General features: G+C 38.3%; 7 protein-coding genes, 1 tRNA gene and 1 CRISPR repeat array. Of the genes, 4 read left to right on the top strand and 4 right to left on the bottom strand.

The features are described 5' to 3' along the window. The first annotated feature begins 2 nt into the window (after positions 1-2). Complete coding sequence (gene cas2 / locus ACYQ3P_RS03985; protein WP_460176652.1) at positions 3-269, top strand: CRISPR-associated endonuclease Cas2; 267 nt, start codon at positions 3-5, stop codon at positions 267-269. Here the strand turns inward: cas2 and mfd are convergent. Next, the gene (gene mfd, locus ACYQ3P_RS03990; RefSeq protein ID WP_460176653.1) at positions 255-3,398 is read right to left on the bottom strand and encodes a transcription-repair coupling factor; all 3,144 of its coding nucleotides are present in this window, start codon (positions 3,396-3,398) and stop codon (positions 255-257) included. The two genes, cas2 and mfd, sit on opposite strands and share 15 nt — an antisense overlap. 602 nt (positions 3,399-4,000) lie before the next feature. Between mfd and ACYQ3P_RS03995 the strand changes: the two genes are divergently transcribed. From ACYQ3P_RS03995 to ACYQ3P_RS04005, 3 genes are all read left to right on the top strand, one after another. Continuing rightward, a complete protein-coding gene (locus ACYQ3P_RS03995; protein ID WP_460176654.1) occupies positions 4,001-4,702 on the top strand; it encodes a class I SAM-dependent methyltransferase in 702 nt (233 codons plus the stop codon). 1,218 nt (positions 4,703-5,920) lie between these two features. Continuing rightward, positions 5,921-7,783, top strand: a complete 1,863-nt coding sequence (gene mnmG, locus ACYQ3P_RS04000) for a tRNA uridine-5-carboxymethylaminomethyl(34) synthesis enzyme MnmG (RefSeq protein ID WP_460176655.1) — start codon at positions 5,921-5,923, stop codon at positions 7,781-7,783. 35 nt (positions 7,784-7,818) lie between these two features. Continuing rightward, positions 7,819-7,974: a hypothetical protein gene (locus ACYQ3P_RS04005; RefSeq protein ID WP_460176656.1), complete on the top strand. Its 156-nt coding sequence runs from the start codon at positions 7,819-7,821 to the stop codon at positions 7,972-7,974. A gap of 627 nt (positions 7,975-8,601) precedes the next feature. On the opposite strand, the gene ACYQ3P_RS04010 is transcribed toward ACYQ3P_RS04005, so the two are convergent. The 3 genes from ACYQ3P_RS04010 to ACYQ3P_RS04020 all read right to left on the bottom strand — a co-directional run bounded on the left by ACYQ3P_RS04010 (position 8,602) and on the right by ACYQ3P_RS04020 (position 12,833). Further along, positions 8,602-9,588 carry an Rpn family recombination-promoting nuclease/putative transposase gene (locus tag ACYQ3P_RS04010; protein ID WP_460176657.1) on the bottom strand — a complete coding sequence of 329 codons (987 nt, stop codon included), beginning with the start codon at positions 9,586-9,588 and terminating at the stop codon, positions 8,602-8,604. A gap of 465 nt (positions 9,589-10,053) precedes the next feature. After that, positions 10,054-10,527: a CRISPR direct-repeat array (repeat unit 36 nt; unit sequence GTCGCAATCCCCTTTAGATGGGGTCAAGGTTCGGAC). Between the two features lie 418 nt (positions 10,528-10,945). After that, positions 10,946-11,932 carry an Rpn family recombination-promoting nuclease/putative transposase gene (locus ACYQ3P_RS04015; RefSeq protein ID WP_460176658.1) on the bottom strand — a complete coding sequence of 329 codons (987 nt, stop codon included), beginning with the start codon at positions 11,930-11,932 and terminating at the stop codon, positions 10,946-10,948. Between the two features lie 826 nt (positions 11,933-12,758). Then, positions 12,759-12,833, bottom strand: a tRNA-Pro gene (locus ACYQ3P_RS04020). Between the last annotated feature and the right edge of the window lie 26 nt (positions 12,834-12,859).

Genomic DNA, 12,859 nt, shown 5'->3' on the forward strand with positions numbered 1-12,859 from the left:
AGATGCCTTATGTGATTGTTACTTATGACATAGCAGAAGAGAGGGTAAACAAAGTCAGGAAAGTGCTCAAAAAATACCTCATGTGGGTCCAAAATTCAGTATTTGAGGGCGATATAACATATGGAAAGCTTGAAAAATGCAAAATTGAACTGAAACGAGTTATTCATCCTGCAGAGGACTCAGTTTATTTTTACATTCTTGAAAATAGGCTAAATTATTCAAAATCTGTATTGGGAATAGAAAAGGATATGACATCAAACATTGTTTAATGTGGCATTAAGTTTTTTCAGTAGCATTGTCAATCTATCAAAATTTGTTATTCCAACTTCAAATCCATTGGGATAAAATTTTAAAGTATTGATAATCCCTTGTTTTTTAAATCTTGTAAGAGCAGAAATTAAATTTTTAATGAAATTTTCATCAAGTTTTTCTTGTATTTTAAACAAAAAGCCTGACTTTTTTTGTAAGATTTGAGAGATATTAATTTTGCTAGCTAATGCTCTTATTTCGGCAATTTTGAAAAGATTTTCTACCGGGGTTGGAAATTTTCCAAATCTGTCAAAAAGTTCTTCATAAAGCTTGTTAATCTCAGCTACATCATTAGCCTGACTAAGTTTTCTGTAAACTCTAATCCTCATTGAAGTTTCCTCTATGTAGTCCTCAGGAATGAACGCAGAAACTGAAAGTTTAACCTCTGGAAGCATTTTTTGAGGCAATACATCACCTTTCATTTCTCTGATTGTCTCATTCAGCATCTCTATGTAAAGGTCAAAGCCGAGCCTGTTGATACCAGACTGCTCAACTCCAAGAAGCTCTCCTGCTCCTCTTATCTCAAGGTCTCGAAGGGCAATATGAAATCCTGCACCCAGATAACTCATCTCCTGAATAGCCTTAATTCTTTTTTTGGCATTCTCAGTCAGCACATCCTCTGGTGGAATAATGAGATATGCATAAGCCTGTCTGGAGCCTCTGCCAACTCTTCCTCTTATCTGATAAAGATCACTAAGTCCAAAAGTGTGAGCCTGGTCTATAATTATAGTGTTTACATTTGGTATGTCAATTCCAGCTGCTATAATTGAAGTGCAAAGTAAAATGTCAATTTTACCATCAAGAAAATCTACCATTATTGTATCAAGAATTTTTCCTTTGGTGCGTCCATGTGCAACTGCAATTCTTGCTTGAGGGACAATTTGCTGAAGTTTTGAAAATACGACATTTATATCCTGTATCCTATTATGAAGAAAATATACCTGTCCGCCCCTTTGAAGTTCCCTTTCAATTGCTTCTTTGATTATTGCTTCATTTTCCTGAATTATAAATGTTTTTACTGCTAATCTTTCCTTTGGAGGTGTCTGTAAAACATAAATATCCCATAATCCGCTAAGCCCTATTTGAAGGGTTCTTGGAATCGGTGTTGCAGTTATTGTAAGAAGGTCTACTTTAGGATATTTTTCCTTGAGCTTTTCTTTTTGAATTACTCCAAACTTTTGTTCCTCATCTATTATCAAAAGCCCAAGATCAGCAAATTCAATGTCATTTAATACGAGAATATGAGTGCCTATGAGAATGTCAACTTTGCCAAGTTTTGTATCTTCAACAACCTTTTTTATTTCTTTCGCAGAGCGAAATCTGTCAAGATGCTCAATTCTTATTGGAAATGCTTCAAATCTCTTTTTGAAGGTCCTGTAATGCTGTTCACAAAGCAATGTGGTAGGAACAAGTACAGCAACCTGTTTTCCATCATAGACTGCTCTGAACGCTGCCCTCATCGCAACCTCAGTTTTGCCATAACCAGCATCTCCGCAAAGTAAAACTTCCATTGGATAAGGCTCTCTCATCTTTTTTAATATTTCCTCTATTGCCTTCTGTTGATCCTCAGTTTCCTCATATGGAAATACATCATCAAAATTCCTATGAATCTCTGTATCTTCACTATAAGAATAGTCTCTTTCTGTCTTCCTTTGGGCATAAAGCTTAAGAAGTTTGTCTGCAATGTCATGAATTCTTTTTCTTTCTCTTTCCTTTGCTTTGTTCCATCTTTGAGTTCCGAGTTTATCAATAGGTGGAACAAATCCTTCCCTTGCAGAATATCTATATATTTTTTCAATCCGCCAAGTAGGAACATAAAGGACATCTCTGTCTTTGTATTCAATTACGAGAACATCTTCTTCAGTGTCCTCATATCTTTGTCTTTTTATGCCCCGAAATATACCAATCCCGTGATCTTTGTGGACTACATAGTCTCCCTCGTTTATCTCAATTCCATCAATCGGAAGCTTTTGAATAGCAAGCTTTTTCTTCTTTTTTATTTTTTCGCTGAAAATCTCGGTTTCGGTGATTACCATTAGATTTTCTCTGAAAAATCCGACTGGAAGCTCAGAGATAGTTATCAGATATTTTCCTGAATATGTTCCAACTTCATTTTTATAAACAATTGGAGCGATGATATCATGATTAAAAAGTGTTTCTTTAACAACTTCTGCTCTTCCTCTGGAACTAACAGTGAATATTATAGGAATGCCGAGTTTTTTAAGATTTTTAGGGAAATCTGAAAAAGCTTTTCTTTCGTGTGGCAGAATGCCAAAACCTGATAAAGACTTGTCTTCTCCATCAATTGCATCAGGCGAGAATTGAATAGGCAAATGCGATATCCAATGGACAGATGATTGTGAATGATTGATTGGCATTGTTGCTGATTCATTACCGCAAACAATAATTCTGTCAAATTCAAATAGACCGAGAAGTTCGTTTTCTCTTTCTTTTTCCTCAGCAGGAATAATCCATATTTCATCTAAACCTTTAAAAGAACGCTGAGTATCTGGATAAAAAAGCTTTATCTCATCTATCTCGTCTCCGAAAAATTCTACTCTTGCTGGGTAATCTTCTCCTATTCTCCATATATCAAACACCCATCCGTGATGAGAAAACTCTCCTTCCTGCAAAACAATTTCAACCTGCTTGTATCCAAGCTCCAAAAGCTTATTTCTTAAGATATCTCGTTCAATATTTTCTCCTTTTTTAAGATTAATGCTCATAGAAGCTAACTGAGCGTTTATCCTTGATGCTGAAAATGTTGTTATTACCCTTTTCTCTTCGGTGTTAAATATTTTTAGGATAGCAGGCATTCTTTCACTTCCCTCTGAAGGAAGAAAAATAATGTTTTTCTGTGCATTAAGAAATTCTGAGAATGCCCTTATGCCAATATACAGATTATAGGCTTTTTCCTCATCATCTTCAAAAACGATAAAACTCTCATCTAAAAAAATAAGACCCAATGCGAGGGAAGAGATAGATAGGTTGTAGATTTTCTTGTTGTTTTTTATCTTTTCAACAAGACTTAGAGACTCTTTCCTCAAGACAGAAGAAATGCTTAATATCTGGCTTTCAGTAAAATTCATTTCAATATTTTATGATATTTTATCATAATTATCTGTTATGAACTCTAACAAGCAAAGCATTACCGAAAAAAAGAGATAGACTCTCGTCATTGCAAGGCATCTTTCTATCTCGTTATTGCGAGCCTCACCAAAAGCGAGGCGTGGCAATCTCGTTCCTTTATGCCCATCCTGTCATTGCGAGGAGCGTCAGCGACGAAGCAATCCCGTTCCTTATTGAAAGAGAAGGACGAGATTGCTTCGGGACTTCGTCCCTCGCAATGACGGAGAAGTAAGCTCCTCGCAATGACAGTCAAAAAATGCCCTTACATCTAATAAGGCAGTAACAAAAACAAGCTTTTATGCGCCATCCACTATCCAATAATCAACAGTCACCAATTAAAGACTACTTCGCCCCATCGAGGGGCTCGCTGTGACAATGTGGGTAATTGCTTTGCTCCGCTCGCAACAGGGAGGCTTGTAGTGATGAGTTTCTATCTCTACTTATGGAAAATTTGACAAAATTCTAATAAGTTGAGTAGAGTATATTAATTTAAAAATTGTGGTCATGAAGGCCACGAGTGAGGCAGAAGCCTTAGCTCGTGGCCTTTTTTATTTTGGATAGTATGACAACAGATAGGATAAATACTATTTCTTATTGGAATGAATACGCCAAGTGGTATAAACTCTGGCGTGAGCATAACAGTTATCATGAACCAATCATTAATACTTTATTGTCTGTTGTTAAAAATAATCATAAAATTATTGACATTGGAGCAGGAGACGGAGTTTTATGTTTTCCATTGCTCAAAAAAGGCTTTGATGTTACTATTTTAGAACCCTCTAAATCCATGAGAGATTTGATTTGCATTGAAGCAAACAAATACGGTACAATGCCAAATATTATTTCAAATAAGTTTGAGGATTTATCCCTATCAGAATTGGACAATTTTAATTTTGTAATTGCCTGCAATAGTTTACATCTAACAGAGTATGGACTTGAAAAATCTTTAGATAAATTATTCCAAGCTCAAGTAGAAAATATTTTCTTGGTTACAGAGAAATTTTTGGATATTAATAAATTTTCTGCCAAATACAAAAACTACAAGTTAATTTTACATAAATCCTATTGTTGCGAAAGTTCCTTTGCTTATCATAGCCATTATGAGATGCTTGAACACTGGAGGTTTAAACTGGGAAGAAAAGTTAGCAAAGAGGAATTAGACTTACTTTCACGATTTGTTAATTATAGTGAAAATCATATATGGCTTAGAGATTTTGTTAGAGTTCAAATCCTTTTATGGAAAGTTAAAAAACTATATTTTTAAAAGCTTCTTTCCTTCCCCAATTAAAAATTTTAGCAATCAAAACGTTAAGATTTAAATTAAGCGATTTTACAAAAGCTTGAAGCCTGCCATTGCGAGCAATTCCTGTGTGACAATCCGCCTTTCGGACATTGCGAGGCATCCTCCAAGCTCGACATTACGAGAAATCTTTCTATCTCGTTATTGCAAGCCTCACCGAAGGTGAGGCTTGGAAATCTCAGTTCTCCCATACCCCATCATTTCATTGCGAGCCTGCCGACAGGCAGGCGTGGCAATCTCCTCACTGCAAAAGAAAAAGACGAGATTGCTTCGGAGCTGATGCTCCTCACAATGACGGGGTAGGTGGGGCATTGCGAGCCATTCGTATATTTTTTTGTCATTGCAAGCCTCACAAGTGAAAAGGTTGAATAAGATAAGCGTTAAATATTGTATATTTTTTTGTCATTGCAAGCCTCACCGAAGAACACCTTATTCCGTCATAGGGAGACTGCTCGTTTATTTTTTCCGTCATTGCGAGTCTGCCCGTTTATTTTTTCCGTCATTGCGAGCACCGAAGGTGCGTAGCAATCTCGTCTTTTGCCTTTTACGCCTCACGTCTTACGTTTTACATCATCTTAGAGACTGCTTCGCCACATCGAGTGGCTCGCAGTTACGAATTGTTGGATTGCCACGCTATCGCTCTGTAGCACTGTCGCTCTCTGGCACTATGACGACGAGATTGCTTCCTCCTCGCTTCGCTCGGAGTCGCAACGACACCTTTTTCCATCATCACGAGGCTTGCGGAGCACCCTTTTCCGTCATCACGAGGCTTGCGACAGCAAGCCGAAGTGATCTCTTTTTTCGTTGAAGAATTGCACCTCTTTCTCTGATAAAAGTAGATCGCATGACACCGAAAAATAGAGATAGACACTCGTCACTGCGAGCCCCCTGTTGCGAGCGATAGCGTGGCAATCTGGGGCGAAGCAGTCTATAGTAAGGCTTTATTAAAAAAAGTAGAGATTGCTTCGCATCCTTCGGATGCTCGCAATGACAGCAACAATACTTAATTTTCAAATGGTTATACCAATTATTGGATTTCTATCGCTATTTTTGGGATGACAGTATAATTATAAAAAATCGTGCAATTCAGGTTATAATCATAATAGAATTTTTTGCTGACTGCAAATGTGTCTGTAACGATTAGAAGACAAGTCACTATTCATTAAAAATGCGGGAAGGAAAATGTATAAGGAAAGAGATTTTGATGTAATAGTTGTTGGTGCAGGGCATGCAGGATGTGAGGCAGCCCATGCTTGTGCAAAGATGGGGCTTGCAACAGCCCTTTTTACGATTTCCCTTGATACCATTGCCCAACTAAGCTGTAATCCCGCAATTGGAGGGCTTGCAAAGGGACATCTCGTAAGGGAGATTGATGCATTAGGTGGAGTAATGGCAGTCATTACAGACCAAGCAGGCATACAGTTTAGAATGCTGAATCGCTCAAAGGGACCAGCTGTATGGTCATTAAGGGCTCAGGCTGACAGAATTCTTTATCATGTTTATATGCGAAAGCTTCTTGAATCCACTGAAAATCTTGCTATAAAGCAGGCAATGGTGGATGATATTATTGTTGAAAACGGAAAAGTCAAGGGCATTGTCACTTCTCTTGGAGTTTTTTATGAGGCAAAGGCAGTAATAATAACGCCCGGAACATTTATGAACGGGCTTATTCACATTGGACTTGATAGTTTTGAAGCAGGAAGGGCTGGCGAGTTTCCCTCCAAAAAACTTTCGGATTCACTTAAAAAACTTGGCCTCAGGTTAGGAAGGCTTAAAACAGGCACACCGCCGAGAATTGATGCAAAAACCATTGATTTTTCAAAAACTGAAGAGCAGTGGGGCGATGACCCTCCTCCTCCATTTTCATATTCAACTAAGGAAATCACAAATCCACAGGTTCCATGCCACATTACATACACAAATGCAAAAACACATGAAATAATCCTCAATAACCTTGACCGTTCTCCTCTTTACAGTGGAAAAATAAAGGGCATAGGACCTCGCTATTGTCCCTCAATTGAGGACAAGGTAGTAAGATTTAGAGAGAAAACAAGACATCAGATTTTTCTTGAACCTGAAGGTTTAAGCAGAAAAGAGTTTTATGCAAATGGTATCCCTACATCCCTTCCCTATGATGTTCAGGTTGCTTTTGTAAGAACAATTCCCGGTCTTGAAGAGGCTGAAATAATGAGACCCGGCTATGCAATTGAGTATGATTTTGTATATCCAACCCAAATAAAGCATACCCTTGAAGTAAAAGGTATTGACGGGCTTTATCTTGCAGGGCAAATAAACGGAACAAGCGGATACGAAGAAGCTGCAGCTCAGGGATTGATGGCAGGAATAAATGCAGCATTAAAGATAAAAGGTCAATCGCCTTTGATTTTAAGAAGGGATGAAGCTTATATCGGAGTTTTGATTGATGACCTTGTGACAAAGGGAACAAACGAGCCATATAGAATGTTTACTTCCCGTGCTGAGTTTAGACTTCTTCTTAGACACGACAATGCAGACCTTAGACTAAGGGATTACGGTTACAGAATTGGTCTTGTTGATGAGGAAACTTACGAAGGATTTAGAAAAAAAAGAGAAATGCTTGAGGGAGAAATTAAAAGGCTTAAGGAGACTACTATAAAGGCATCTGAAGAGCTGAATAAAGCATTGGTTGAAGCTGGAACTACACCAATTGAAGAGGCGACATTTCTGGATAAAATTCTAAAAAGACCAGAGATTAACTACGAATTTATTAAAAAGTTTGCTCCGTCAGAGATTCAGATAACAAAGGAAGTTGAGGAACTTGTTGAGATTCATATCAAGTATGAAGGCTATATTGCCAAACAGATGGAGCTTGTTGAGAGAATGAAGCAGTTTGAGGATAAGACAATACCTGAGGATTTTGACTTTAATCTTTCAGGACTTTCAAGGGAAGTCATCCAAAAACTCAGCGAAGTAAAGCCCAGAACAATTGGCCAAGCAATGAGAATTCCCGGTGTTACTCCTGCAGCAATATCTATCCTTATGATAGCCCTTCAGAAAAAAAGGTAATTGGTGGATGGTGAGTTGTTGATAGTTAATAGATAATGATCAGAAGGCACTACATTAACATGCTCAAGCATGACAACATCATCTGCTACTTCAGGAAGCATTCCCCCGTTGCAATTGAAGCTGCTTCACCAATATTTAAGGAAAAATCAGGCATAGCTCCCATAGGTATATCGTCTTTAAGAGTAAGGTAAGTTGGAGAGGTCTCTTTAGCACCGAAAGGTCGCAATCCCCTTTAGATGGGGTCAAGGTTCGGACTTACATTTCTTAAAAGAAAAGGGGTTGATTCAGAGATTAGGTCGCAATCCCCTTTAGATGGGGTCAAGGTTCGGACGTAAACGGAGGCAGCAAAGTGGAAATTAAGCTTACGTCGCAATCCCCTTTAGATGGGGTCAAGGTTCGGACCTGCACCCTCTTTTTTCTCAAATTTTTCAATAAGTTACAAGGGCGTTTAGTCCAACTTTTCCACTTTTGAAACAAAACGTATGAAACGTTTCTGAAATGTTTCTTTTCTTGACTAAGTCATCCTGTCATTGCGATGAATTTTAGGGACAATTTTAGTCATTTATTTTGACCATGTTTTTAAAGAGATTGCTTCGGGCACTTCGTGCCCTCGCAATGACGCACTGGGATAATTTGCAATGCTCTTTATTTCCTTGGCAATGAGGCTTTGGGTCAGACTGCCGAGCCATTTTGTGTCCTCGCAGTTAAATAGGGGCAGATTGCCAAGCGTTCGGCTCGCAACAACAGGTTAAAAAAGATTTTATAAAAATCTCCTTTTCAAAGAACAAAGTTTAATCAATATAGCAAAAATTAACTTTTTATGTCAATCCCTCTTGCTTAAGAAGCTCAATCACATCATGCGACTTTATTATTCTCTTGAGCAAAGCTCTTAAATAGGATACTTCATTAATACTCTTTACTTTCTCCTCAACTCCCTCTGGTATCCAGTCAAGTTTTGCCTCTATGGCAGAAAGAACCATCTCTTGAGCATCAATTAGTAAACCTTTTTCAAACCCCTCCTCTATAAGCTCGTCAACTAATGTTTTCATCTCTTGCACCTCCTTTCCCTCTATCTTCTCCTTTATCTCTTTACTCTCTATCTTAAATGTCTGCTGTATATAAATTATAACCATTTTCAAATTCAGTATTAAAGATGCCCTGTCTCTTAAATTTTCTCTCAATATCTCCCAATACTCAATCAATGTATTAAGCACTTCCTCTTTTTCCGCTTCTGTTGCAAAAAGTTTCATTAGCTCAAGCTCATACATCAGTATTTGCTGTTGCCTTATCTTCTGCCTTGTCATTTCATCATCAATCATTCTTATATCAAAAAACAAATACTGTAGCCTTAGCAGATACTGCTTTATTTCTTCAGGCAGTTGCCTAAAATACCGAGCTGTATCAGTTGGAATGCTCCATTGGGCTTTCCCATTGTAAAAAAGAACTGGAATCACCGCTGTCAGCTCTCTCCCCTCTTTTAGGTCCTTCTCCCAAACACTTAATATGTACCGCAGAAATTGAAGAATTACTCTTTTGTCTGGATATGATTTGTGCTCAAAGATAAAGTAAAACTTAAGAGGATTCTGCTGTAGGGTGCAGTCAACTGCTACATCAAAGAAGAGTCTTTGCTTGTCTTCAACTGAAAATGCCTCTGTAGGCTGATGCTGTATTGTGTTGACTGTGAAATGCTCAAATAATTGTGGAAATAGAATGCTCAGTAAAGCTTTTACTTTGTTTGGGTCACTAAATATGTGCTTGAAAAATGTATCATGGGGATTTTGAAGCTCTTTTTCTTCATTTTGCATAAAAGATTATAACTGAAATTTATTGAAAAATCAATAAAAATTTAGCTTTTGTAATTTATCCCAAAAGAGACGAAACTGCTTCAGGAGTAAATGCACCACCTACCATTCACCAGTCACTAATTAGAGACTGCTTCGCCTTCTTCTGAGGCTCGCAGTGACAAAAAAATCTAAGGCTCGCGGTGACGATGTTGCGGATTGCCACGCTATCGCTCGCAACAGGGGGCTCACAGTGATGATAATTGAAGGCTTACAGTGACACACTACTCCATCATTGCGAGGCATCCGTAAGGATGCCGAAGCAATCTCTGAAATTGCCACGCTATTGATTGCAACAGGGAGTCTCTTAGTGACGTATTTCTTTGGCTATTTTGGGAGAACATTGAAAATAATCCAATCGCAGAGAATTATTGAAGAAAAGATTTCGGACATGGTTTGAGACAGATGGCGAAGAACATCCACGCTTAAATCGCAATCCCCTTTAGATGGGGTCAAGGTTCGGACGAGCTGGAAGATTTAAGTAAAGAGGAGGAAATTCTTCTTCAACGTCGCAATCCCCTTTAGATGGGGTCAAGGTTCGGACCAGGCCTTGCTGAGGAGAATTGATGAGGAGGACATGTCGCAATCCCCTTTAGATGGGGTCAAGGTTCGGACTTCTTCCAAGCTGATAAGGTTTGATAACCATCCCGAGGTCGCAATCCCCTTTAGATGGGGTCAAGGTTCGGACCCTTGGTGTCTGATTATATTTCAGAATTCTTTTCAGTCGCAATCCCCTTTAGATGGGGTCAAGGTTCGGACCGACGAGGAGGATATCGACCTCCTCGAGTTTGAAGGTCGCAATCCCCTTTAGATGGGGTCAAGGTTCGGACTGCATCATTGATGCAGGAAAAAGAAAAAAGGAGGTAAGTCGCAATCCCCTTTAGATGGGGTCAAGGTTCGGACCCCTGCACCCTCTTTTTTCTCAAATTTTTCAATAAGTTACAAGGGCGTTTAGTCCAACTTTTCCACTTTTGAAACAAAACGTATGAAACGTTTCTGAAATGTTTCTTTTCTTGACTAAGTCATCCTGTCATTGCGATGAATTTTAGGGACAATTTTAGTCATTTATTTTGACCATGTTTTTAAAGAGATTGCTTCGGGCACTTCGTGCCCTCGCAATGACGCACTGGGATAATTTGCAATGCTCTTTATTTCCTTGGCAATGAGGCTTTGGGTCAGACTGCCGAGCCATTTTGTGTCCTCGCAGTTAAATAGGGGCAGATTGCCAAGCGTTCGGCTCGCAACAACAGGTTAAAAAAGATTTTATAAAAATCTCCTTTTCAAAGAACAAAGTTTAATCAATATAGCAAAAATTAACTTTTTATGTCAATCCCTCTTGCTTAAGAAGCTCAATCACATCATGCGACTTTATTATTCTCTTGAGCAAAGCTCTTAAATAGGATACTTCATTAATACTCTTTACTTTCTCCTCAACTCCCTCTGGTATCCAGTCAAGTTTTGCCTCTATGGCAGAAAGAACCATCTCTTGAGCTTCAAGTAGTAAACCTTTTTCAAACCCCTCCTCTATAAGCTCGTCAACTAATGTTTTCATCTCTTGCACCTCCTTTCCCTCTATCTTCTCCTTTATCTCTTTACTCTCTATCTTAAATGTCTGCTGTATATAAATTATAACCATTTTCAAATTCAGTATTAAAGATGCCCTGTCTCTTAAATTTTCTCTCAATATCTCCCAATACTCAATCAATGTATTAAGCACTTCCTCTTTTTCCGCTTCTGTTGCAAAAAGTTTCATTAGCTCAAGCTCATACATCAGTATTTGCTGTTGCCTTATCTTCTGCCTTGTCATTTCATCATCAATCATTCTTATATCAAAAAACAAATACTGTAGCCTTAGCAGATACTGCTTTATTTCTTCAGGCAGTTGCCTAAAATACCGAGCTGTATCAGTTGGAATGCTCCATTGGGCTTTCCCATTGTAAAAAAGAACTGGAATCACCGCTGTCAGCTCTCTCCCCTCTTTTAGGTCCTTCTCCCAAACACTTAATATGTACCGCAGAAATTGAAGAATTACTCTTTTGTCTGGATATGATTTGTGCTCAAAGATAAAGTAAAACTTAAGAGGATTCTGCTGTAGGGTGCAGTCAACTGCTACATCAAAGAAGAGTCTTTGCTTGTCTTCAACTGAAAATGCCTCTGTAGGCTGATGCTGTATTGTGTTGACTGTGAAATGCTCAAATAATTGTGGAAATAGAATGCTCAGTAAAGCTTTTACTTTGTTTGGGTCACTAAATATGTGCTTGAAAAATGTATCATGGGGATTTTGAAGCTCTTTTTCTTCATTTTGCATAAAAGATTATAACTGAAATTTATTGAAAAATCAATAAAAATTTAGCTTTTGTAATTTATCCCAAAAGAGACGAAACTGCTTCAGGAGTAAATGCACCACCTACCATTCACCAGTCACTAATTAGAGACTGCTTCGCCTTCTTCTGAGGCTCGCAGTGACAAAAAAATCTAAGGCTCGCGGTGACGATGTTGCGGATTGCCACGCTATCGCTCGCAACAGGGGGCTCACAGTGATGATAATTGAAGGCTTACAGTGACACACTACTCCATCATTGCGAGGCATCCGTAAGGATGCCGAAGCAATCTCTGAAATTGCCACGCTATTGATTGTAACAGGGAGTCTCTTAGTGACGTATTTCTTTGGCTATTTTGGGAGAACATTGAAAATAATCCAATCGCAGAGAATTATTGAAGAAAAGATTTCGGACATGGTTTAAGACAGATGGCGAAGGACATCCACGCTTAAATCGCAATCCCCTTTAGATGGGGTCAAGGTTCGGACTGCACCCTTATTTTCTCAATTTTTTCAATAAGTTACAAGGGCGTTTAGTCCATCGTTTCCACTTTTTAGACAAAACTTATGCAAAGTTTCTGAAATGTTTATTTTCTTGACAAAGTCATCTCGCCTTTTCCATAAAATTTAGTAAATGTAGTCATTTATGCATAACTATGCATATTCCATAATAGCCTTTTTCTAATAGCAAAAGTCAAATTCTTATGTGCCATTAGATAATAAAAATTTTATGTTGAATAGTAAAGTCTTTAAATGCTAAGATTGTCTATGAAGTGAAAATTAGTGCAGTTAGCTCTGAAAAACCTTGAAAAAATCGGGGCGAGTGGATTTGAACCACCGACCCCCTGCTCCCAAGGCAGGTGCGCTAACCAGTCTGCGCTACGCCCCGTAACTCTTTAGAATAATAAAAAAAGG

Source organism: Thermodesulfovibrio hydrogeniphilus (genome assembly GCF_054657355.1).